The following is a 22,025-nucleotide window of genomic DNA, read 5'->3' as shown; positions in this document are numbered from 1 at the left end:
TGGATTATACAAATGCAAATTATATCAACGTCAGTGTTAAAAAAATCCGCTACGATAGGCTTACTACTTTTGGTTAGCCAATCCGCTTTCGCATTAATGCCGCAGATTGTAGCGCACCGCGCAGGTACCGCAGATGCCCCTGAAAATACCCTTTATGCTATAGAACAAGCCAAAAGCAATAAAGCTGATGCAATTTGGTTAACTGTTCAGCTCAGTAAAGATAATCAATTAGTCCTTTATCGTCCGAGTGATTTAAATGCTTTAACGGATAAAAGTGGCGTTATTTCTGATTATTCCGCCAAACAATTAAGCCAGATAAATGCGGCGTATAAATTTAATCAGAAAAATAACCAGCAACTACCTACTTCGCAAACCACTATCGTCACACTAGAAGATGTTTTAAAAAAATACCCCGATACGATTTTTTATATCGACTTAAAATCTCCTGATGCAGACCCTAATACTCAAGCTCAAGCTATTTTGGCATTATTAAATAAAACCAACGCGTTTAACCAAGTGCGTTTTTATTCCACTAACGATGCATTTTTAAAAGCGCTTAAGCCACTTTCCTCTAAACTGCAACTATTTGAAAGCCGAGATGAAACTCGCACCATGCTGGCAAACAGCGTAATGAGCCATCAATGTATGCTTGATAATGATAAATCTGCAACCCGTTGGTATGGTTTTGAGCTGCATCATAAAGTTGAAGTCGTTGAGAAATATACCCTTGGTGAAGCGCGTTCACCAGCAACACTCTCATGGGATAAAGAAGCTATCGACTGCTTTAGAAAAAATGGCAACGCTTACATCATTGTATTTGGTGTAAATAGTGACAGTGATTATCAACTGGCTAAAGAAATTGGTGCTGATGCCGTTATGGTTGACTCACCAAAAGCTTTCAAAAAATAAAGACTAATTATTAAGCTACTTTATTTTGATAATGATTTATTCGATTTAAGTAGCTTATTTTTATTACTCATCTTTTCTATCCATACATTCCCCTATCTTATCTTTCCTTCTTTTTTAATAGTAAATAACATTCAATATTAATTACTTAGTAAAGTATCGATGCCAAAATAAGTAAATACATTTAAACACTTATTCATAAGGAATTTAACATGGCGATATCAAAAGGCTTGCTTTCTATCGAGAACCTATGGAATGAAGACTTAAAAAAGGTGGAAATTTCTTTCAAAAACAATGCGAATGAGTATGGAAATGTTTTTATTTTTTATAATCTTATGAATGGAAAAAAATTAAGTGATATCACAGAGTTCACTTTTTCTTCAACCGAACAGAGCTATTGGATGGGAGTAATCACAACAAAATCAGGAGAAAAATGGAGTAGCATCGCTGACTTAGCATGCAAGCTCAATGAGAAAGATAATGGCAAAGTCACTCTCAGTTTCAAGGGAAATACGCGACACATGTTTGTTCACTACCCTGTTTCCACATCATGCTCGACTTCATTACATAAAATTTAGTTTGCAATGAAATACATCACTATTTTTATCAAAATAACCTTAAAATAAAAAACCCTAGCAGCTCATTAAAGCAACTAGGGTTAATATTCACAACAGAGTAAAAATTACAAAATGCGGTTTTTCTCTAGCATTTTTTTGCGCGCTTCTTCCCGTGCCATACGCTTTTTACGCGCATCGCAAGGCTCAGGGCAGTCACAAACTTTCTCTACCCCAATGCTACTTAAACCGCCGCAACTGCCTTGGATACTTTTCCGCTTAATAATATACCCAAGGGACATACCTAAAAACGCCAACAAAAATAAGGCAAAGGCTGCAAGAAAAACATTCAACATTCTGCTTTCCTCCTTTTACTGTTTTTTCTGTAAAAATGGCTCGAATGCTTTAGTGTAACGCTCTTCGAAGCCTTTATCTGTCTTCACAATCATAAAAACAGGAATATTCATCTTTTCAGCAAGTGCAAGACCCGCATCTGGTCCCATCACATTAAAACCTGTAGATAATCCATCCGCACTCATGCAATCGTCGGCTAATACGGTAATTGAGACTAAATTGTGGGAAATTGGCTTACCTGTTTTTGGGTCAATTGTGTGTGAGAAATGCACACCATTTTGTTCAAAATAGTTACGATAACCCCCTGAAGTGGCGATAGATAAATCTCCCGGCTCGATAATCTCCTGTGCCGTTTGACTCACACCATCCGTTGCAGGTTTTTCAATCGCAATACGCCATGGTGTATCTTTGCCATTTTTACCTTTTGTACGGACTTCGCCACCAATATCAACCATATAATCCTTGATACCGATGGACTCTAAATATTCCGCCACCACATCAACACCATAACCTTTAGCAATGGAAGATAAATCAACATACAGCTCAGGAATGGTTTTAATTAAGTTGTTGTCTTGTACAGAGAGTTTATCGATACCCACCCATGCACGACGTTTTTCAAGCTCCTCATCTGTAGGTGCTTTTGTGACTCTCCCCTCTGGACCGAACCCCCATAAATTAACCAGTGGACCAACGGTGACATCCAAACCGCCATCCGTTAATTTATTAATCTCAATGGCTTTACTGACCACTTTTGCCGTCGCGGCAGAAACAGGGAATGGCACATTAACTTCATTGGATTGATTGAAACGACTTAATTCGGAACCAGGGCGATAAGTCGACATTTGGTCGTTCACTTCTTCCAAACGCTTGTCGATTTCGGCTTGGATAGCTTCCGATGAAGGCTCTGAAGAGTCTGTCACGAACTTAACAGAATAATAGGTTCCCATGGTTTGTCCCTGAAGATTCTTTTGTTCAGGTCCACCACATGCGGTAAGAAGAAGAGTGGCTGCGAATAGCAGCACAGGAGCAAATACTTTTCTGTTTAGCATAAATTTTCTCAGCGTTAATTGTAAGCGCCCACTAGAGAAAGAGTAGGTGCTGAGACGTCTAACAAACTCAACATTCACAAATCTAGAGAATACTCACGTTTAAAAATTGAATTGCCTATTTGGCGATTCACAGTTTACAACCAAAAAGAGGAAAAAAACCCATTTTTTCCTCTTTTTAATCAACAAGCGCCCAGTTTCCTGAGCGCTTAATAGATAATTCACAGTAACTAATCAGCCACCAAAATCATCCAGTAAGATGTTTTCGTCCTCAACACCAAGGTCTTTTAACATCTTAATGACTGCGGCGTTCATGACAGGAGGCCCACACATGTAGAACTCACAATCTTCTGGCGCAGGGTGATTTTTGAGGTAGTTTTCATACAGGACATTATGAATAAATCCTGTGTAACCGTCCCAATTATCTTCTGGCAAAGCGTCAGAAAGTGCAACATTCCATGTAAAGTTGTCATGCTCTGCGGCTAATTGGTCGAAATCTTCGGTATAGAACATTTCACGTTTAGAACGCGCACCATACCAGAAACTGATTTTACGCTTAGAATCTAAACGACGTAATTGGTCGAAAATGTGGGAACGCATCGGCGCCATACCCGCACCACCACCGATAAAGATCATTTCCGCATCAGTTTCTTTTGCGAAGAACTCACCAAACGGACCAGAGATAGTGACTTTATCTCCCGGTTTCAGTGACCAAATATACGATGACATAATTCCCGGCGGTACATCGGGATTACGCGGAGGTGGCGTTGCAATACGCACGTTCAGCATAATAATACCGCGCTCTTCTGGATAGTTTGCCATTGAGTAAGCACGTACTGTTTCTTCTTTGACATCAGAAACATAGCGGAACAGATTGAATTTGTCCCAATCTTCACGGTATTCCTCAGGCACATCAAAATCTGAGTACTTCACCACATGAGGCGGGCATTCAATTTGAATAAAACCACCCGCACGGAATGGAACCACTTCGCCCTCAGGAATTTTTAACTTCAGCTCTTTAATGAACGTTGCTTTGTTATCATTGGAGATAACTTCGCATTCCCATTTTTTCACGCCAAAAATTTCTTCAGGTAATTCAATTTTCAAATCTTGTTTTACGTTAACCTGACATGCCAGACGGCAACCTTCTTTCGCTTCACGTTTATTGATGTGTGAAAGCTCAGTTGGCAGGATGTCACCACCGCCCTCTTTGATTTTCACACGGCACTGACCACATGAACCACCGCCACCACAGGCAGAAGAAACAAAGATACCCTGGTTTGCTAACATACCTAACAGCTTATCGCCTGCTGGAGCATCAAAGCTCTTCTCAGGATCGCCGTTGACTTCAACTTTAATGTTCCCTGTATTGACCAACTTGGACTTTGCAAACAGGATCAGGCCTGTCAGCGCCAAGACAATCAGGGTAAACATAACTACGCCTAGAATAATAATATCCATGAATTCTTCTCGCCTTTATAGCTGCACACCGGAGAAGGACATAAAGCCCAATGCCATCAAACCGGTCGTGACAAAGGTGATGCCTAACCCTTTAAGACCCGCTGGAATGTCTGAATACTTCATCTTTTCACGAATCGCGGCCATTAAGACAATCGCTAACATCCAACCAATACCGGAACCAAAGCCATAAACAATGGATTCAGTGAAGTTGTAGTCACGCTGAGCCATGAAAGATACACCACCAAAGATTGCACAGTTTACGGTGATCAACGGTAAGAAGATCCCCAATGCGTTGTACAGTGATGGGAAGTAACGATCTAAAATCATTTCCAGAATTTGAACCAGTGCCGCGATAACACCGATAAAGGTAATGAAGTTGAGGAATGAGAGATCCACACCTTCAACTAGCGCGCCGTCACGTAACACTAAGTTGTACACTAAGTTGTTCGCAGGGACGGAGATACCAAGCACCACAGTTACCGCAATACCCAGTCCAAAAGCAGTTTTTACGTTCTTCGATACCGCAAGGAATGTACACATCCCTAAGAAGAAAGCTAACGCCATGTTTTCGATGAAAATGGCTTTTACAAACAAGCTAATATAATGTTCCATGCTCTTAATCCTTCTCTACCTGAGCTGGTTTCAGAGTACGTAGACCCCAAATCAGCATACCGATGATAAAGAATGCACTTGGCGCTAACAGGAATAAGCCGTTTGGCATGTACCAACCACCATTTTGCAGTGATTCAAATACCGTAATACCAAACAGTTTACCGGAACCAAATAGCTCACGTAGGAAGCCAACCAGTACCAGAATCACACCGTAACCAAGACCGTTACCGATACCATCCATAAAACTTTCGATTGGTGGTGCTTTCATCGCATACGCTTCAGCACGCCCCATCACGATACAGTTGGTGATAATCAAACCAACGAATACGGAAAGTTGTTTCGAGATTTCATAGGCATAGGCACGTAAGATTTGGTCAACCACAATTACCAATGATGCAATAATTGCCATTTGAACAATAATACGAACACTGCTTGGAATGTAATTTCTAATTAATGAGATAAAAAAGTTAGAGAACGCGGTAACTAGCGTTACGGCGATGGTCATAACCAATGCAGTTTCAAGTTTAGTGGTCACCGCTAATGCAGAGCACACACCCAAAACCTGCAATGCAATTGGGTTATTATCTAACAATGGTCCTAGTAGGACGCGTTTTACTTCTTTAGAATCAGCCATTATTCAGCGCTCCTTCACGAACTTTTTTCAGGAACGGACCAAAACCGTTATCGCCTAGCCAGAAATCAAACATATGTTGAATACCGTTTGAAGTCAGCGTTGCACCTGAAAGACCATCGATACCAAATGGGTTATCGGTGGCACCACCACGCACGATTTTGATTGCAGGGATACCCTGCTCATTGAACAGTTTTTTACCCGGCCACTGCGCTTTCCATTGTGGGTTGTCAACTTCACCACCCAGACCCGGCGTTTCACCATGCGCATAGTAGGTAATACCGCGAGAGGTTACACCATCGATATCCACGGCGATAAAGGCATACATTACTGACCATAATCCTGAACCATAAACTGGCAGAATCACTTGGGTCACTTTCCCTTGTTCATCTTTAACCAGATAAATTTCAGCGCTATTGGCACGACGGCGAATTTTCGCAATGTCTTCTTCTGGGGATAGTGCGATGCTGGTCTCTTCGCTACGCAGTTCGCTGTTTAAGTCAAAACGACTTACGCTGTTAGATAGTTCATTCGTTTTGAAATTCAGCAATTTAGGCTCGATACGCTCGCCATACACTTTTTGAATTTCTTCAGCGCTCATTTTAGGTTGCAGCAGACCTGCAACACTTAAAATATTACGCTGAGTATCTAACATCATTTGTTCTTGTTGCTGAGGTTTCAGACCAACCGCAGCACCGGCAACGACGACGGAACAGACTAAGCAGAGAATGAAAACAACGATAAACGTTCTGCCGACGCCATCTTTATTTACTGGTTTATCATTAGCCACGGGCTTTTCTCCGTTTAATATTTGCTTGAACGACCATATAGTCAAACAGAGGAGCAAACAGGTTGGCGAACAGGATTGCGAGCATCATCCCTTCAGGGTATGCAGGGTTCACAACCCGAACAAGTACGCACATTACGCCGATCAAAATCCCGTAAGCCCATTTACCTTTATCGGTAAAGGAAGCGGAAACAGGGTCTGTCGCCATAAAAATCATACCGAAGGCAAATCCGCCTAAAACCATGTGCCACCACCATGGCATAGCAAATAGTGGGTTGGTGTCTGAACCGATAAAGTTGAACAGGTAAGACATGGCAATCATACCCAGCATCACACCCGCCACGATGCGCCAAGAGGCGATACGGAAGAAGATGATAAATGCGCCACCGATGAAGATCATCAGGGTAGAAACTTCACCAATTGAACCCGGCATGTTACCTAAGAAAGCTTGCATCCAAGTGATTGGCTCGCCAGTTACTGTGTTTACCAGTGAACTCACACCACCCGTCGCCCATTGTGATAGAGGCGTTGCACCCGAGAATCCATCAGCCGCAGTCCAAACTAAGTCACCTGAAATTTGTGCAGGGTAAGCAAAGAAAAGGAAAGCACGACCCGCTAATGCAGGGTTAAGGAAGTTACGACCTGTACCACCGAAAATCTCTTTTGCAACAACCACACCAAAGGTGATACCGAGCGCCGCTTGCCATAATGGAATGGTAGGCGGAACAATCAGCGCAAATAAGATAGAGGAGATAAAGAAGCCTTCGTTGATTTCATGACCACGGATCATGGCAAACAACACTTCCCAGAAACCACCGACCAAGAATACCACTAAGTAAATTGGCAGGAAGTAAATCGCACCTAGCAGCATTTTGCTGCCCCAGCCGGCATCCGGTGCTAAAGAAGCACCTAATAATTGCGCTAGAGAATAGTGCCAATCACTCGCTAAAACTTGTTGCAGTTCAGCGCCACTGTATAAGTGATGCAGCGCGGGAATAGCTTGGTTACCGACATTATACATACCCCAGAACATCGCTGGGAAAACAGCAAGCCAGACTAAAATCATCATGCGCTTGAGATCGATAGTATCGCGTACGTGTGAGCGACCTTTTGTCACCGTGCCCGGTGTATAGAAAACTGTCGCAACAGCTTCATACAATGGATAGAATTTTGCTAATTTTCCACCGGGTTCAAATTGGTGCTCATATTTTTCAAATAAATTTTTCAGACCCATGGAATTACCCTTCTAGCTCAATCTTGGTCAGGACATCACGTAGTACTGGACCATATTCATACTTAGCTGGACACACATAGGTGCACAGTCCCAAGTCTTCTTCATCGAGTTCCAGACAACCCAGTTCCTGAGAAGTATCGGTGTCCCCTGCAAGCAGATCACGCAGTAAGTGGGTGATCATAATATCGAGAGGCATTACACGCTCATAGTTACCAATTGGTACCATTGAACGCTCACCGCCATTCATCGTCGTGGTAAAATTGAAGCGTTTATTCTTCAAGAAATGCCCGATGGTGGTACGCGTGATAGTGAACTTGTTCACTCCTGGCATAATCCATCCAAACAGCTCTTTTTCACGACCTTCCGCTAATACAGAAACTTGGTTATGGAAACGACCAAGATAATGATGAGCATCATCACAAGTCACGCCCCACAGCACAGAACCAGAAATAATGCGGTTCTCACCTGCTTTGAGCTGACCTTTGGTTAATTCGTAGATATCTGCGCCAAGGCGAGTGCGTAGCAAGCGAGGTTTCTCAACTTGCGGACCTGCGACAGAGACAACGCGATCAGTATAAAGATGACCAGTGGTAAATAATTTACCGATAGCAATCACATCTTGGTAATTGAGGCTCCACACTTTTTTGCTAATGCTAACAGGCTCAAGGAAATGAATATGAGTCCCTGCTAAACCCGCTGGATGTGGCCCTGCAAATTGTGTGTATGTGATTTGTGCATTAGCAGCTTGTTTTGGAAGCTCGCCCGCACCATGACAAACATGCACCTTGCCTTCAGTCAGTCGGCTCAAAACGATGAGACCGTCAGTAAAGGCTTGTGCATTTTCACCAATAATAATCGAAGGATCAGCAGCAAGAGGATTAGTGTCAATTGCAGTCACAAAAATCGCTGCGGGGGATGAACCTGGCTCCGGAGAACGGCTAAATGGGCGCGTTCTTAAAGCAGTCCATAAACCGGATCTTAAAAGATTTTGTTCAACCTGCTCTTTCGTCAGTGATGGGAGTTGGTCAGTAGAATAAGACTCGAAAGTCTCTTGTTCGTCACCATCGATTTCGATAATAACAGACTGAAGTACACGACGCTCACCACGATGAATAGCAATAATTTTACCGCAGGCTGGGCTCGTAAATACCACGCCAGGATTCTTTTTATCTTCAAAAAGAACCTGCCCTTTTTTTACACGCTCACCTTCTTTAACCAGCATCGAAGGACGCATTCCGACATATTCTTCACCTAGCACAGCTACGTGTTGAATTTTCGGGCCGTCTTCTATCACTTGGGCTGGCTCACCTGCTATTGGAAGGTTAAGGCCTTTTTTAATTTTAATCATAAGATCTGCACAAGTTTATCAGTTAAACCCTAAGCTAACGATTCAGCAATGAATGATAGCGACTCAATAATAAAAATAACTCAAGTTGCTTACGCCACTCGAGTAAGTAAATCTAACAATATTGCTACACTTTCTCTTCTTCTGCCGAGGTCAATTTTATCAGTTCCCTCGACCTCTGTCCGGTTATAGAAGTGACCTAGTTCAAGCAAATTGCAATAAAATTTAAAATTTTGTTGCAACAATTCGTAAATACCTACATGTTGGCTCACATTTATCGAGCATCGATTAATTTATAGTCAATAATGATTCATTAGAAAATTATTAACTTGATATATTAAATTTTGTTCCATTCGTCTAAAATATGCTGAATTTGGTCCATTTTTAATCAGCTTATTTTTCAACATTTGGCTTAATTATGCATATAAGTAAAACCATTGGTGTTTATTTACTCTTCACATTTGCAGCGTCTGCATTTGCTCAAGAAGAAAACACATTATTCTCCCTTAATAGTAAGCCAACTGCTCAGCCTGATTCACCGATATTTATTCAAATATTTAAGCAAGAGGGTGTGCTTGAGCTCTACCAAAAAACAGCCGTAGGAAAGTATAAATTAGTCAAAACCTACCCTATCTGTAAGTTTTCTGGTGGACTAGGTCCTAAAAAGATAGAAGGTGACTTGAAAAGCCCTGAGGGGTTTTATCAGATCACGCGCTCACAACTCAATCCAAATAGTCGATATTACCGATCTATCAATCTTGGATTTCCTAATGAGTTCGATAAGACGCAGGGGTATTCTGGTAACTATCTGATGATTCACGGTAGCTGTGTGTCTGTCGGATGTTATGCAATGACAGATAAATCCATGGGGGAAATTTATCAAACCGTGGAACAAGCACTTCAAAATGGTCAACCTGCCGTTGATGTGAGCATTTATCCATTTCGCATGACTAAAATGAATATGCTGCGTTATCGCAATTCAACGCATTATGCTTTCTGGAAACAGCTTCAACCTGCTTATGATTATTTTGAGCGAACCGGCAAACCTGCTGAAATATCAGTAACATTAGGTAAATATCATGTTAACAGCATGCCAGAAACGCCCACTAAGTTATTGGGATCTAAATCACAGTATGCGTTGGCCACGGTCGAATAGCACAAATTCACCGGGTTCAATTTTTTGCCACGTCTCGTTACCTGTTAAGGGAGCCGTGGCAATAACTGAAACAATATCACTTGGCGTTGTGCACTGTTGGAAGTCAATCTCGATGTCCTGATCCAACAGTTTCGCTTTACCAAACGGTGCCCTACGCGTGATCCAATGCAGCTTTGTTGAGCTAAACGCCATCAAATATTGCCCATCGGATAACAACATATTAAATACCCCTTTTTCACGCAGTTGCTGCGCAAGAGTGCCAATAAAACGGAAAACAGCTTTCCAGTTTGTTGGTTTTCTTGGATATTTTTGATTCAGTTGATGTAAAATCCAGCAAAATGCCCATTCACTATCAGTTTCACCAATTGGTCGATAGTGTCCCGTCTTTAATGAACGAAACCCTTTCAATTGCCCATTATGCGCATAAGTCCAGTTTCGTCCCCATAATTCCCGCGTAAACGGATGGGTATTCACCAGTGAAACATCCCCTCGGTTCGCCTGACGAATGTGCGCCACAATGCTTTCTGATTTGATGGGGTATTCCTGCACAAAACGCGCCACAGGGGAGACAAAACTCGGTTGAGGATCTTTAAATGTGCGACAACCTAATCCTTCGTAAAACGTGATCCCCCATCCATCTTTATGTGGGCCAGTCTGCCCACCACGGGAAATCAGTCCACTTAGGCTAAACGTAATATCGGTTGGTACATTGGCACTCATGCCAAGCAACTCACACATTTAAAGTCTCCTGCTACTAAAAATGGTTACTTAACCATCTCTTTTTCAATTAATTGGATCAAAATATGGATCACTTTGATGTGGATCTCTTGGATACGATCTGCGTAACCAAAATGCGGAACGCGAATTTCAATATCCGCGCTTCCAGCCATTTTTCCGCCATCTTTCCCTGTCAGGGTGATGACTTTCATGCCTTTCGCACGTGCCGCTTCAATCGCTTTAATAATATTACCAGAGTTACCTGAGGTAGAAATGCCAAGCAGCACATCACCTTTTTGCCCTACCGCTTCCACAAAGCGAGAGAAAACAAATTCATAACCAAAGTCATTACTCACGCAAGAAATATGACTAACATCGGAGATAGCGATCGCTGGGTAGCCAGGACGGTTTTCACGATAGCGTCCAGTTAACTCTTCCGCAAAGTGCATTGCATCGCAGTGAGAGCCACCATTACCGCAAGAGAGAACTTTACCACCCGCTTTAAAAGAGTCCGCCAGCAACACTGCTGCTTTCTCAATTGCTTGCAGATTTGCATCATCACTTAAAAATTTTGATAGCGTATCTGCCGCTTCAGTCAGCTCACCACGGATCAAGTCTTGGTACATGAGTTTCCCCTTAATTTTCACGAATGCTTGATGGAGATAATTACGTCTTTATAGGTAATTTATCTTTGATTTCTCGATTGTTGCACAGGGTACATTTTGTTTCTACTTTTGATTGTACCGTATGGGGTATGGTTGACGAAATCTCCAGCAGTGCGCTTCTGGTCTGAGGCTAGCTAAATGCAGGCTATTTTTTCATCCGCTGTCCCTTTACAAAGGCAACTGATGATTTTGTGAGCCAAGTTGTAATTAAGATGTAAATATCTTGCTAATTGTTTATTACCAGATATAGATTAATAAAACAAACAGGTCAGACCTCTTACAAGTAGACAGGAGCTTCAACTATGATCCTTCTCAGTATTGTTTTATTTATTGCGTTAATCGGCGTGCTGAGCTACCACAAAAGCTCACTCATTCTGAGCACCGTTATATTACTGGCTTATACCGCAGCCATGGGAGCTGCTAATGTCTGGAGCTACTGGATGCTGTTGCCCGTCGCTCTGGTTTTACTGCCATTTGTCATCACGCCAATTCGCCAATCACTGTTTTCATCAAAAGCGATGACAATGTTCCAGAAAGTGATGCCACCGATGTCTAGCACAGAAAAAGAAGCGATTGATGCTGGAACCACTTGGTGGGAAGGTGACCTGTTCCGTGGGGCACCAAATTGGAACAAACTTCATAACTACCCAAAACCACAACTCACCGCAGAAGAACAAGCGTTTATTGATGGTCCAGTGGAAACTGTTTGTGGCATGGTGAATGACTTTGAAGTCAGTCATGAACTCGCAGATTTACCGCCAGAAGTCTGGCAATATCTACGCGATCACCGTTTCTTCGCCATGATCATCAAAAAAGAGTATGGTGGATTAGAATTTTCAGCCTACGCCCAATCTCAAGTCCTGCAAAAATTAGCGGGTGTTTCCGGTATCCTTGCTATCACTGTGGGTGTTCCAAACTCATTAGGTCCGGGTGAATTACTGCAACATTATGGTACCGATGAGCAAAAAAATCGTTATTTACCAGGCTTAGCTACTGGTGAAGAGATCCCATGCTTTGCATTAACTAGCCCTGAGGCGGGTTCTGATGCAGGTGCCATTCCTGATGCTGGTGTTGTCTGTATGGGCGAATGGCAAGGCGAACAAGTTTTAGGTATGCGCTTAACTTGGAACAAACGCTATATCACCCTTGCGCCAATCGCCACTGTATTAGGCTTAGCCTTTAAATTAACTGACCCAGATAAGCTACTGGGTGGCGAGAAAAATCTCGGTATTACCTGCGCTCTGATCCCAACGAACACCCCAGGTGTTGAAATTGGTCATCGTCACTTCCCATTAAATATACCATTTATGAATGGTCCAACTCGCGGGAAAGATATTTTCGTACCTATCGATTACATTATCGGTGGTCCGCAAATGGCGGGACAAGGTTGGAGAATGCTGGTGGAATGTCTGTCTGTTGGACGTGGGATCACATTGCCATCCAACTCAACAGGTAGCTTGAAGAGTGTCGCAATGGCAACAGGGGCTTATGCTTATATCCGTCGTCAGTTCAAACTTCCTATCGGAAAAATGGAAGGTATTGAAGAGCCTCTAGCCCGTATTGCAGGTAATGCCTATTTAATGGATGCCGCAGCAACTCTAATTACCTCCGGTATTATGCTGGGCGAAAAACCAGCAGTGCTCTCCGCCATTGTGAAATACCACTGTACTCACCGTGGTCAACGTTCAATTATCGATGCGATGGATATCACGGGTGGTAAAGGCATCTGTTTAGGAAGTTCCAACTTCGTTGCCAGATCCTACCAAGGCGCACCTATCGCCATTACCGTTGAAGGCGCCAACATTTTAACGCGTAGCATGATCATCTTTGGACAAGGCGCCATTCGCTGCCATCCTTACGTTCTCGAAGAAATGGCGGCAGCTCAAGACAATAACCTGAATAAGTTTGATAAAGCGGTATTCGGTCATATTGGTCATGTGATCAGTAATAAGTGCCGCAGTTTCTGGTTAGGTTTAACCAATGGGCGCGGCAGCAGCGCACCAACTAAAGATGAAACTCGCCGTTATTACCAAATGCTTAACCGCCAAAGTGCTAATTTAGCCCTACTCTCTGATGTGTCGATGGGCGTTCTAGGTGGTAGCTTAAAACGTCGTGAGCGTATCTCTGCTCGTCTTGGGGATATTCTGAGCCATCTGTATCTTGCTTCTGCAACGTTAAAACGTTATGAAGATGAAGGTCGCCAAAAAGCGGATTTACCGCTGGTGAAATGGGCCCTTGAAGATTGTCTGTATCAATCAGAAAAAGCGATGGACGATTTACTGAAAAACTTCCCAAATCGCTTTATTGCTGGCGCATTGCGTATTGTTCTGTTCCCGACAGGTCGTGCAATGTCGATGCCATCTGACCGACTGGATCACAAGCTGGCGCAGCTAATGATGGAGCCATCGGAAACACGCGACAGAATTGGACGTGGTCAATTCCTAACCCCTGTAGAGAACAACCCGCACGGCTTAGTGAACCAAGCTCTGTATGACATTATTGCCGCAGAGCCAATCTTTGAACGTATCTGCCGCTTAACAGAACGCAAATTCAGTTTCACGCGTTTAGATAAGTTAGCCGACCAAATGTTGCCAGAAAACATTATCACCCAAGAAGAAGCAGATATTTTACGTAAAGCAGAAGCCAGCCGCTTACGTACTATTAATGTCGATGAGTTTGATTTCGATGATTTAGGTGTGGTTCCATCAAAAAAGCCACACACTGAGTCAGAGGATGAATCTCAGTCGAAAAAGAAAAAAGCGGCGTAATTAAGTTAACGCGCTAAAAATTGTCACTGTACTAAAAACAACAAGGGAGCCAATAGCTCCCTTGATTTATATTCATCTATTAATATGAATTAATTTACAGCTCTAAAGCTAATAATTCTTGAATAGTTTGACGGCGACGAATCAGCGTCGGTTTTCCGTCAATGAACATAACTTCTGGCAATAATGGGCGGCTATTATAGTTCGATGACATTGATGCGCCGTAAGCCCCTGTGTCATGGAAAACCAAATAATCGCCAACGTTGACTGCTGGCAGTAAACGCGTTTCCACCATCCCGCCTTCTAGCTGGGTAAACACATCCCCAGATTCACACAATGGACCCGCCACGATCGTCTCTTTTAATGGCTGATTGCCTAATGAACAAAAAACAGCGCTGCCACCGTCTGCTGGCAATACCGAAATATGGTGATAACTACCATACATCGCAGGGCGCATTAAATCGTTAAAACCGCTATCCACCAGCACATAATGGCGGCTGCCCATATCCTTAACCGCACGCACTTGTGCCAATAAAATACCCGACTCCGCCACTAAATAGCGCCCCGGCTCAATTTCTAATTCAATAGAGTGACCTAAGTGCTGCGCGATACGCTGGCGGGCGTTATCCCACAGGCTGTAATAGTGCTGAACATCAATGAGTTCATCCTGTTCGCGATAAGGCGTTGATAGACCACCACCCGCCGAGATAGCCTCAATATCCACGCCCGCAGACATCACCAGCTCCACCATAGAATCACACACATTAGCAAGATGCTGGTAGTCAACACCGGAGCCAATGTGCATGTGAATGCCCACTAACTTCAGGTTGTACTGTTGGATTTTCGCTAATGCTTCGGGTAAATCTTGGTGCCAAATCCCGTGCTTGCTGTTCTCTCCGCCCGTATTGGTTTTTTGGCTATGACCATGTCCAAAGCCCGGGTTAATACGCAGCCAAACTGGGTGACCGGCTTTATACTCACCAATCTGTTGTAGCATATCGATAGAGCCCGCATTCACAGGAATATCTAACTCTGTCACTTTCAGTAATGTTGCTGGATCTAACACATCCGCCGTAAATACGATTTCCGACTTTTCACGCCCCGGCTGAAAACCCGCCACTAACGCACGCTCAATTTCACCCAATGACACCGAATCCACTTTCACGCCCTGTTCACGCATCAGACGCAGAATATGAATGTTTGAACACGCTTTTTGAGCAAAACGAACGGTATCGAACACTTTTAATTGTTCAATACGGTCAATAATCACTTCACTATCATAAACCCAGACAGGCGTACCAAACTGCGCAGGCAGTGCACGTAAATGTTCAGGAGTGAGATACTGGCTGGTGGTGTTGGCGAATGTGGTCATCGGAACCTCGTTGGCAAGTTTTATTATAGTGAGTTCGATTATTAGACGAATAAGACGGGAAAAAAAATATCCTTTTTGCTAAAGTCTATTCATATTTGATATAGAAATACGAGAGGAGCAATCATGCAGGCAATTTCTTGGCGACATATTGAAATTTTTCGTGCGGTAATGACCACCCCCAACCTCACGGAAGCGGCAGCATTGCTAAATACCTCTCAGCCAACCATCAGCCGAGAACTGGCGCGACTCGAGCATTTATTACAGTTTAAATTATTCGATAGAGTCAAAGGTCGCCTACACCCTACGGCGCAAGGCTTGCGCTTTCATGAAGAAGTCGAACACTCCTATTATGGTTTGGAGCGTATTCGCAACTCAGCAGAAACTATTCGCCGCTTTGAACACGCCCAGATTTCCATTGCCTGCTTGCCTGCATTTGCACAATCTTTACTACCGCAAGTTTGCCAAGCCTTTATGGAAAATTACCCTGATGTGAACTTAACGGTGATCCCGCAAGAATCCCCCGTATTAGAAGAGTGGCTATCCGCCCAACGTTATGATGTGGGGCTAACTGAGCACTTACAAACCCCGCCGGGCACGGAACAATTGACTTTAGGTTCCTTAAATGAGGTTTGTGTACTACCCGTTGGGCACCCTTTTGAGCAGAAAAAGATCCTCACCCCACAAGATTTTCATCAACAGCGTTTTATTAGCCTGTCTCTGACAGATAGCTATCGGCAAATCATTGATACCATCTTTGCTGAGCATCAAGTGGAGCGCAAAATGGTGATGGAAACCCATTCCGCTTCCTCTATTTGCGCCATGACATTGAAAGGAATTGGAGTCTCTATCGTCAATCCCCTAACTGCATTGGATTTTTATCAGCAATCCGCAGGTAAACTGGTGATCCGCCCACTCAGTTTTTCAATCCCATTTACCGTCAGCTTAATTACACCGAACCACCGCCCATCTTCACAAATCACCCATATTTTCACTGAGCATTTACAACGCACCTTTACACAAATAGAGCATGACCTCACCTTAGCGCTGCGACATCAATGAGAGCCAGTGAGGTGAGGTTTTAAACCAATTGGCAAGGAAGTCGATCACGGCACGTAATGGCGTTGGCATATGCTGCCGACTGGTATAGACCCCGTAAATACCAAGGGGCATCGGTGTATAATCCGGTAACAACTGAACCAACGCCCCCGATTGCAAATAGCTCGCCACGGAATAGTAAGGTTGCATCGCTATACCCGCGCCATTTAATGTCGCTTCCATTAAAAATACGGATTCATTGGCACTTAAACGTCCATCGACTAATACCGTCGAGGTTTCACCCGCTTTTTCAAAACTCCACATGCTACGTCCAAAAAAGCTGTAAGTGAGGCACTCCATCAGAGCCAAATCTTCGGGTTTGGTGGGTAAATTTTTACCTTGTAGAAACTTCGGCGAAGCACAAATTACGGAATGGCAGGTCGATAACGGCTTGGCAATTAAATTCGGTTCTAACTGATTGGTGATACGGATAGCCAGATCGATACGCTCCTCGATTAAATTCACCGATTTATTCGAGATCTGCATATCAATCATCATATTGGGATACATCTGCAAAAACTCAGAAATGGCTAGAGACAACGCACTTTGAGCGATGGATTGGGAGCAGCTAATCCGCACCAAACCCGCTAACTCTTTCGTATCGTGCTTTTGCTCTACCGGAACGCTTAAAGAGATAGCATTTAGCTGCAATGATTGTTGATAAACCCCTTCCCCCGCTGACGTTAAACTTAAGCGCCGCGTGGTACGGTTAAGTAAGCGCACCCCTGCCCACTGTTCCATTTCAGCCAAATAGCGCGTCACCATTGCACGGGACATGTCCAATTTATCTGCCGCACCGCTGAGGCTACCTTGTTCTACAATAGTAATAAACACCTGCACCGCTTTGAGTCTATCCATATTATTTGACCGATTTATGCAACAAAGATGACCTAATTATGGCGTTTTTCTTACCTTAATTGCAATTTAATATACACACCAAGCCAAATCAGGCACACAACACGACTTAACATTAGGATAAGAAAATGAAACTATCGACTGTATTAACTGCAACCGCCTTTGCTACTGCCACACATTTTGCTCAGGCTACTACCTTAACTTTAGATGTTTATAACCCGGGCAATAACAGCGTGTTCCCTGTCTCCTCTGAAATTATCAGCGGCGATAAAGAAGTGGTTTTGATTGATGCACAATTCCAAAACAATGATGCCCAGCAGTTGGTCGATAAAATCAAAAAGCTGGATAAAAAGCTGACCACCATTTATATCAGTCACTCAGACCCAGACTACTATTTTGGTTTAGAAACACTGACTAAAGCCTTCCCTGATGCCAAAGTGGTTGCGACTCAACAAACCGTTGATGCGATTAACGCCACTAAAGATGGCAAACTGGCTTACTGGGGCGGCGTCTTAAAAAATGAAGCACCAAGCAAAGTTGTGGTGCCTGAAATTATCAAAACCAATCACTTCACTGTGGATGGTGAAACGTTAGAAATTAAAGGGTTAGATGGCGCATCACCAGACAGAAGCTACGTTTGGGTGCCTTCACTCAAAGCGGTTGTCGGGGGTGTCGTTGTTTCTGACAATATCCACGTTTGGGTTGCCGACACTCAAACCAAGCAATCGCGCCAAGATTGGCAACAAACGCTAGAAAGTATCAAAGCGCTAAAACCAAGTGTGGTTGTTCCGGGACACTTTACAGGTAAATCCAAAATGGATCTGGCGAGTGTGACCTTTACCCAAAAATATTTAACGGACTTTGAAAAAGCTAACAGCCAAAGTAAAGATTCCGCAGAACTTATCAAGAAAATGGAAACTCTCTACCCAAACTTGGATGATAAATCCAGCTTAGAATTAGGCGCTAAAGTGGTAAAAGGCGAAATGCAGTGGCCACAATAAGCCGCTGACAATAGAAAATAAAGACTGTCAATAACGGAGATAGCGACGATTAACCCGCTATTTTCCGTTAGCTTGTTTTTTTAACGACCAGCTTTTCAGCTATTCGAATAGAATGATAAAACAAAGAATTAGAGAGAATAAAAACCATGAACACAATTACCCTACATTATATTTATGACCCTTACTGTGGCTGGTGTTATGCCGCTGCGCCGTTAATTGCCATTGCTGCTAATCACCCAAATATTCACCTAGAATTGCACGGTGGCGGAATGCTTGCGGGTAGTGCACGCCTACACCTTGATGACCAATTCCGTCAATATATTTTGCAATCAGATAAACGCATTGCAGCAATGACGGGACAAGTTTTTGGTGATGACTACATCGCCATGTTACATCAGCCAAACGTCGTGATGGATTCCGCGCCACCACAAACCGCCATTTTGGCGGCAACAAAGCAAGGCAAAGGCGTTGAAATGCTTAAAGCGTTGCAGAAAGCTCACTACGTTTCAGGTCGCCAGATTAAACAGCCCGAAGTCTTAGCCGAAGTGGCGCAAGAAATTGGTTTAAATATTGACCAGTTCCAAAAAGATTATGCCCAATGTGCACAAACGGAAACCGACGCTCATATTGCACAAAGTAAGCAATTACTTGGGCAATCTGGCGCTTCTGGCTTCCCAACGCTACTGATCGAACAGCAAGGCAAATGGCTGCGCGTACCGCTGCAAAACTACCTTGGCGAGCCAGAAAAATGGCAGCAATTTTTAGACTCACTGGTGAAAGCTGCTAATTAGGATGCCAGCTAAGCAACAGCCAAAAACTGGCACTACCAATAATGGCGGGACCAAACGGAATGCTCCGCACGAATTTCTGTTTGCCTCGCCGTTCCTTTTTTTCTCGCCATGCGCGCCAAAGAAAATGCAGTAAACCTAAGCTCGCCGCAAGCCCCAGAAAATAGGGAAGATAGAATAGACCGAGCCACGTCGCACACGCGGTAATTAACTTAAAATCCCCTCTCCCCATTTGCGGTCGCCGACGAATTTTCTCTACTAACGTCGTAATAGCCACTAACCCAATGTAACTGAAGAGCAGCGCATAAATAGCGGATAACAAATTTCCCGCTGGCATTCCCCATTGAAACAACAGACCAAAAACTAATAACGGATAATTGAGGACATCTGGCAAATAACCTGTTTTTAAGTCGATTAAACCTAGTGGAATAACCAAGTTGAAAAACAGAAATAATAAAGCGAGAGCCGAAGGTGGATAACCAAGGAGCACAATCCCCGCGCCCAATATCCAATAACCTATCCATACCCAATTGACGTAAATGCTAATACCCGGTAAATCAAAATAACGGGCGGGAATTTCCCTTAGTAACCGAGTTGTCAGCCACGCTGACAAGAGGGACAATAATGTGACTAACGACATAGGTATTAAAAATCCATTTACGGCATCAATCATGGTGTTCTCCTTTTCCATGAGCGCTAAAGATGGGTTTACTAGACAAAGACAGGGCTTACTATACGGCGATGAATGCAGAAACCAACACTATAATTTCGTGGTTTTGGGTCGGTTTTATCGACAAATTTAGCGTGGATATGAGAGTGTGAAATGCAAGGCACAGACGAGCTAAAAAATCCCTCTTTTTAGTTATAAACTCAGTCCGTCCTCTTGTTTTTCGAGATTCTGCCCCCATATCCTGCATCAGTTATCTTAATTATTGGACTAAGGAAAAATCATGCGCGTTCCACGCATTTATCACCCAGAGCCACTCCAAATTAACACTACCATTTCGCTTTGTGATGATGCAGCCAACCATGTGGGTCGAGTTCTTCGCATGACAGCCGGACAACAGCTAGAATTATTTGATGGAAGCAACCATATATTCCGCGCTGAAATTACAGAAGCAACGAAAAAAAATGTGTTTGTCACTATCCAAGACAGCACATTGGATGACCGTGAATCCCCATTAGATATCCACCTTGGGCAAGTGATGTCCCGCGGTGAAAAAATGGAATTTACCATTCAAAAATCCGTTGAACTTGGCGTTAACACAATCACACCACTGCTTTCAGAACGTTGTGGCGTACGCCTTGATGGCGAGCGTTTAGAGAAAAAATTACAGCAGTGGCAAAAAATTGCCATTGCTGCCTGTGAGCAAAGTGGTCGCAACCGCATTCCTGAAATTCGCCCCGTTCAATCCCTTGAAGCGTGGTGTGCGGAAAATGACGGCGCGTTTAAAATTAATTTACACCCTCGGGCAAGTGAGAGCATCAACACGCTCCCCACTGATTTAAAGCACGTAAGATTACTGATAGGTCCAGAAGGTGGCTTATCTGCTGACGAAATTGCCATGACAGCCAATTATCAATTTACTGATATCCTGTTAGGGCCACGAGTATTACGAACTGAAACGACCGCGCTAACCGCTATAACGGCATTACAAGTGCGTTTAGGTGACTTGGGTTAAGGAGATAAAATGATCAAGCTCGGCATAGTAATGGATCCTATTTCATCCATTAAAATCAAGAAAGACACCAGTTTTGCAATGATGCTGGAAGCTGCACGCCGCGGTTATGAAATCCATTATATGGAGATGAACGACCTGTACCTGCACCAAGGTGAAGCCCGTGCGACCACAAAGATCGTGACGGTAGAAGAGAACCCAACCAAATGGTATGAGTTCCATTCAGAACAAGATATCGCCCTGAGCGACCTTGATGCCATTTTAATGCGAAAAGATCCGCCATTTGATACTGAATATATTTACGCGACTTACATTCTTGAGCGCGCAGAGCAAGCGGGCAGCTTGATTGTCAACAAGCCACAAAGCCTACGTGACTGTAACGAGAAGCTGTTTACGGCATGGTTCCCTGAGTTAACGCCAGATACCTTAGTCACTCGTAGCTCTGAAAAACTGCGTGAATTCCATAAAAAACACGGCGACGTGATTTTTAAACCGCTGGACGGTATGGGCGGCGCGTCTATTTTCCGTTTGAAGAAAGAAGACCCGAACGTTGGCGTTATCATCGAAACGTTAACGGAGCACAATTCCCGTTATTGCATGGCGCAAAACTTCTTACCTGCCATTAAAGAGGGTGACAAACGTGTGCTGGTGGTTGATGGTGAACCTGTGCCATATTGCCTCGCGCGTATTCCAGCACAAGGGGAAACCCGTGGAAACCTCGCAGCGGGTGGCCGTGGTGAAGCCCGTCCATTAACAGAAAGTGACTGGGCGATTGCTCGCGCTGTCGCACCGACCTTAAAAGAAAAAGGTCTGATTTTCGTGGGTCTGGATATTATCGGTGATCGCTTGACTGAAATTAACGTCACGAGCCCAACCTGCGCCCGTGAAATTGAAGCTGCATTTGATATCTCCATCACCGGTATGTTGATGGATGCGATTGAGCGCCGCCTGAAAAAATAATTTTTATGAAGGATCGTGTGTAAATAAAAACACATTATTTAA

The 22,025-nt window shown here is 43.6% G+C and carries 22 protein-coding genes; 9 read left to right on the top strand and 13 right to left on the bottom strand.

Annotated elements, in window-relative coordinates; all coding sequences use genetic code 11:
• Window positions 1-12 precede the first annotated feature (12 nt).
• Together GKR61_RS14565 and GKR61_RS14560 are read left to right on the top strand one after the other, a co-directional pair.
• A complete protein-coding gene (locus GKR61_RS14565) occupies window positions 13-909 on the top strand; it encodes a glycerophosphodiester phosphodiesterase family protein (protein WP_154639858.1) in 897 nt (298 codons plus the stop codon).
• A 209-nt stretch (window positions 910-1,118) separates the two neighbouring features.
• Window positions 1,119-1,484 carry a hypothetical protein gene (locus GKR61_RS14560; RefSeq protein ID WP_154600391.1) on the top strand — a complete coding sequence of 122 codons (366 nt, stop codon included), beginning with the start codon at window positions 1,119-1,121 and terminating at the stop codon, window positions 1,482-1,484.
• A gap of 104 nt (window positions 1,485-1,588) precedes the next feature.
• Here GKR61_RS14560 and nqrM read toward each other — a convergent pair whose 3' ends face one another.
• The 8 genes from nqrM to GKR61_RS14520 all read right to left on the bottom strand — a co-directional run bounded on the left by nqrM (window position 1,589) and on the right by GKR61_RS14520 (window position 8,933).
• Window positions 1,589-1,816, bottom strand: a complete 228-nt coding sequence (gene nqrM / locus GKR61_RS14555; RefSeq protein WP_006657399.1) for a (Na+)-NQR maturation NqrM — start codon at window positions 1,814-1,816, stop codon at window positions 1,589-1,591.
• 15 nt (window positions 1,817-1,831) lie between these two features.
• Window positions 1,832-2,863, bottom strand: a complete 1,032-nt coding sequence (locus GKR61_RS14550; RefSeq protein WP_154639857.1) for an FAD:protein FMN transferase — start codon at window positions 2,861-2,863, stop codon at window positions 1,832-1,834.
• A gap of 231 nt (window positions 2,864-3,094) precedes the next feature.
• A complete protein-coding gene (gene nqrF / locus GKR61_RS14545; protein WP_036954195.1) occupies window positions 3,095-4,321 on the bottom strand; it encodes an NADH:ubiquinone reductase (Na(+)-transporting) subunit F in 1,227 nt (408 codons plus the stop codon).
• 15 nt (window positions 4,322-4,336) lie between these two features.
• Window positions 4,337-4,933 (bottom strand): NADH:ubiquinone reductase (Na(+)-transporting) subunit E, encoded by a 597-nt coding sequence (gene nqrE, locus GKR61_RS14540; protein WP_006657396.1) that lies wholly within the window; start codon window positions 4,931-4,933, stop codon window positions 4,337-4,339.
• A gap of 4 nt (window positions 4,934-4,937) precedes the next feature.
• Complete coding sequence (locus GKR61_RS14535) at window positions 4,938-5,567, bottom strand: NADH:ubiquinone reductase (Na(+)-transporting) subunit D (protein WP_036954193.1); 630 nt, start codon at window positions 5,565-5,567, stop codon at window positions 4,938-4,940.
• A complete protein-coding gene (locus GKR61_RS14530; RefSeq protein ID WP_036954191.1) occupies window positions 5,560-6,354 on the bottom strand; it encodes a Na(+)-translocating NADH-quinone reductase subunit C in 795 nt (264 codons plus the stop codon). The genes GKR61_RS14535 and GKR61_RS14530 overlap by 8 nt, the downstream gene beginning before the upstream one ends.
• The gene (locus GKR61_RS14525; protein WP_036954189.1) at window positions 6,347-7,585 is read right to left on the bottom strand and encodes an NADH:ubiquinone reductase (Na(+)-transporting) subunit B; all 1,239 of its coding nucleotides are present in this window, start codon (window positions 7,583-7,585) and stop codon (window positions 6,347-6,349) included. Before GKR61_RS14525 ends, GKR61_RS14530 begins: the two co-directional genes overlap by 8 nt.
• Window positions 7,586-7,589: 4 nt before the next feature.
• Window positions 7,590-8,933: a Na(+)-translocating NADH-quinone reductase subunit A gene (locus GKR61_RS14520; protein ID WP_036954187.1), complete on the bottom strand. Its 1,344-nt coding sequence runs from the start codon at window positions 8,931-8,933 to the stop codon at window positions 7,590-7,592.
• A gap of 415 nt (window positions 8,934-9,348) precedes the next feature.
• Between GKR61_RS14520 and GKR61_RS14515 the strand changes: the two genes are divergently transcribed.
• Entirely contained in the window at window positions 9,349-10,086 is a 738-nt protein-coding gene (locus GKR61_RS14515; RefSeq protein ID WP_036954185.1) for a L,D-transpeptidase family protein, read from the top strand.
• On the opposite strand, the gene GKR61_RS14510 is transcribed toward GKR61_RS14515, so the two are convergent.
• Together GKR61_RS14510 and lpcA are read right to left on the bottom strand one after the other, a co-directional pair.
• Window positions 10,057-10,824: a class II glutamine amidotransferase gene (locus tag GKR61_RS14510; protein ID WP_036954184.1), complete on the bottom strand. Its 768-nt coding sequence runs from the start codon at window positions 10,822-10,824 to the stop codon at window positions 10,057-10,059. The two genes, GKR61_RS14515 and GKR61_RS14510, sit on opposite strands and share 30 nt — an antisense overlap.
• Before the next feature lie 26 nt (window positions 10,825-10,850).
• Window positions 10,851-11,429, bottom strand: a complete 579-nt coding sequence (lpcA, locus tag GKR61_RS14505) for a D-sedoheptulose 7-phosphate isomerase (RefSeq protein WP_036954182.1) — start codon at window positions 11,427-11,429, stop codon at window positions 10,851-10,853.
• Window positions 11,430-11,770: 341 nt separating this feature from the next.
• Between lpcA and fadE the strand changes: the two genes are divergently transcribed.
• Window positions 11,771-14,236, top strand: a complete 2,466-nt coding sequence (gene fadE, locus GKR61_RS14500) for an acyl-CoA dehydrogenase FadE (protein ID WP_154600394.1) — start codon at window positions 11,771-11,773, stop codon at window positions 14,234-14,236.
• Between the two features lie 94 nt (window positions 14,237-14,330).
• Here the strand turns inward: fadE and lysA are convergent, their stop codons facing one another.
• Window positions 14,331-15,605 carry a diaminopimelate decarboxylase gene (lysA, locus tag GKR61_RS14495; protein WP_154600395.1) on the bottom strand — a complete coding sequence of 425 codons (1,275 nt, stop codon included), beginning with the start codon at window positions 15,603-15,605 and terminating at the stop codon, window positions 14,331-14,333.
• A gap of 123 nt (window positions 15,606-15,728) precedes the next feature.
• On the opposite strand from lysA, the gene GKR61_RS14490 reads away from it, so the two are divergent.
• Window positions 15,729-16,664, top strand: a complete 936-nt coding sequence (locus GKR61_RS14490; protein ID WP_108479438.1) for a LysR family transcriptional regulator — start codon at window positions 15,729-15,731, stop codon at window positions 16,662-16,664.
• Here GKR61_RS14490 and GKR61_RS14485 read toward each other — a convergent pair.
• Complete coding sequence (locus GKR61_RS14485; RefSeq protein ID WP_108479439.1) at window positions 16,644-17,558, bottom strand: LysR family transcriptional regulator; 915 nt, start codon at window positions 17,556-17,558, stop codon at window positions 16,644-16,646. The genes GKR61_RS14490 and GKR61_RS14485 overlap by 21 nt on opposite strands.
• A gap of 125 nt (window positions 17,559-17,683) precedes the next feature.
• Between GKR61_RS14485 and GKR61_RS14480 the strand changes: the two genes are divergently transcribed.
• Both GKR61_RS14480 and GKR61_RS14475 read left to right on the top strand, forming a co-directional pair.
• On the top strand, window positions 17,684-18,556 hold the full coding sequence (locus GKR61_RS14480) for an MBL fold metallo-hydrolase (RefSeq protein ID WP_154600396.1): 873 nt from the start codon (window positions 17,684-17,686) through the stop codon (window positions 18,554-18,556).
• A 146-nt stretch (window positions 18,557-18,702) separates the two neighbouring features.
• Complete coding sequence (locus GKR61_RS14475) at window positions 18,703-19,347, top strand: DsbA family protein (RefSeq protein ID WP_154600397.1); 645 nt, start codon at window positions 18,703-18,705, stop codon at window positions 19,345-19,347.
• On the opposite strand, the gene GKR61_RS14470 is transcribed toward GKR61_RS14475, so the two are convergent.
• The gene (locus tag GKR61_RS14470) at window positions 19,340-20,017 is read right to left on the bottom strand and encodes a prepilin peptidase (protein WP_154600398.1); all 678 of its coding nucleotides are present in this window, start codon (window positions 20,015-20,017) and stop codon (window positions 19,340-19,342) included. The genes GKR61_RS14475 and GKR61_RS14470 overlap by 8 nt on opposite strands.
• Before the next feature lie 277 nt (window positions 20,018-20,294).
• Between GKR61_RS14470 and rsmE the strand changes: the two genes are divergently transcribed.
• Both rsmE and gshB read left to right on the top strand, forming a co-directional pair.
• Complete coding sequence (gene rsmE / locus GKR61_RS14465) at window positions 20,295-21,026, top strand: 16S rRNA (uracil(1498)-N(3))-methyltransferase (protein ID WP_036954167.1); 732 nt, start codon at window positions 20,295-20,297, stop codon at window positions 21,024-21,026.
• Window positions 21,027-21,035: 9 nt separating this feature from the next.
• On the top strand, window positions 21,036-21,983 hold the full coding sequence (gshB, locus tag GKR61_RS14460; RefSeq protein WP_036954166.1) for a glutathione synthase: 948 nt from the start codon (window positions 21,036-21,038) through the stop codon (window positions 21,981-21,983).
• Window positions 21,984-22,025 lie beyond the last annotated feature (42 nt).

Origin of the sequence: Providencia sp. wls1916, assembly GCF_009706585.1 — a bacterium.
Classification (GTDB): Bacteria; Pseudomonadota; Gammaproteobacteria; order Enterobacterales; family Enterobacteriaceae; genus Providencia; species Providencia lanzhouensis.
Note: the sequence above shows the minus strand (reverse complement) of the source record. Positions and strands in the feature narration are given on the sequence as shown.

Excerpts from the sequence above, each read along its gene's own strand:
- GKR61_RS14565 (WP_154639858.1), top strand. The coding sequence starts at position 13 with ATGCAAATTATATCAACGTCAGTGTTAAAAAAATCCGCTACGATAGGC.
- GKR61_RS14560 (WP_154600391.1), top strand. The coding sequence starts at position 1,119 with ATGGCGATATCAAAAGGCTTGCTTTCTATCGAGAACCTATGGAATGAA.
- nqrM (WP_006657399.1), bottom strand. The coding sequence starts at position 1,816 with ATGTTGAATGTTTTTCTTGCAGCCTTTGCCTTATTTTTGTTGGCGTTT.
- GKR61_RS14550 (WP_154639857.1), bottom strand. The coding sequence starts at position 2,863 with ATGCTAAACAGAAAAGTATTTGCTCCTGTGCTGCTATTCGCAGCCACT.
- nqrF (WP_036954195.1), bottom strand. The coding sequence starts at position 4,321 with ATGGATATTATTATTCTAGGCGTAGTTATGTTTACCCTGATTGTCTTG.
- nqrE (WP_006657396.1), bottom strand. The coding sequence starts at position 4,933 with ATGGAACATTATATTAGCTTGTTTGTAAAAGCCATTTTCATCGAAAAC.
- GKR61_RS14535 (WP_036954193.1), bottom strand. The coding sequence starts at position 5,567 with ATGGCTGATTCTAAAGAAGTAAAACGCGTCCTACTAGGACCATTGTTA.
- GKR61_RS14525 (WP_036954189.1), bottom strand. The coding sequence starts at position 7,585 with ATGGGTCTGAAAAATTTATTTGAAAAATATGAGCACCAATTTGAACCC.
- GKR61_RS14520 (WP_036954187.1), bottom strand. The coding sequence starts at position 8,933 with ATGATTAAAATTAAAAAAGGCCTTAACCTTCCAATAGCAGGTGAGCCA.
- GKR61_RS14515 (WP_036954185.1), top strand. The coding sequence starts at position 9,349 with ATGCATATAAGTAAAACCATTGGTGTTTATTTACTCTTCACATTTGCA.
- GKR61_RS14510 (WP_036954184.1), bottom strand. The coding sequence starts at position 10,824 with ATGTGTGAGTTGCTTGGCATGAGTGCCAATGTACCAACCGATATTACG.
- lpcA (WP_036954182.1), bottom strand. The coding sequence starts at position 11,429 with ATGTACCAAGACTTGATCCGTGGTGAGCTGACTGAAGCGGCAGATACG.
- fadE (WP_154600394.1), top strand. The coding sequence starts at position 11,771 with ATGATCCTTCTCAGTATTGTTTTATTTATTGCGTTAATCGGCGTGCTG.
- lysA (WP_154600395.1), bottom strand. The coding sequence starts at position 15,605 with ATGACCACATTCGCCAACACCACCAGCCAGTATCTCACTCCTGAACAT.
- GKR61_RS14490 (WP_108479438.1), top strand. The coding sequence starts at position 15,729 with ATGCAGGCAATTTCTTGGCGACATATTGAAATTTTTCGTGCGGTAATG.
- GKR61_RS14485 (WP_108479439.1), bottom strand. The coding sequence starts at position 17,558 with ATGGATAGACTCAAAGCGGTGCAGGTGTTTATTACTATTGTAGAACAA.
- GKR61_RS14480 (WP_154600396.1), top strand. The coding sequence starts at position 17,684 with ATGAAACTATCGACTGTATTAACTGCAACCGCCTTTGCTACTGCCACA.
- GKR61_RS14475 (WP_154600397.1), top strand. The coding sequence starts at position 18,703 with ATGAACACAATTACCCTACATTATATTTATGACCCTTACTGTGGCTGG.
- GKR61_RS14470 (WP_154600398.1), bottom strand. The coding sequence starts at position 20,017 with ATGATTGATGCCGTAAATGGATTTTTAATACCTATGTCGTTAGTCACA.
- rsmE (WP_036954167.1), top strand. The coding sequence starts at position 20,295 with ATGCGCGTTCCACGCATTTATCACCCAGAGCCACTCCAAATTAACACT.
- gshB (WP_036954166.1), top strand. The coding sequence starts at position 21,036 with ATGATCAAGCTCGGCATAGTAATGGATCCTATTTCATCCATTAAAATC.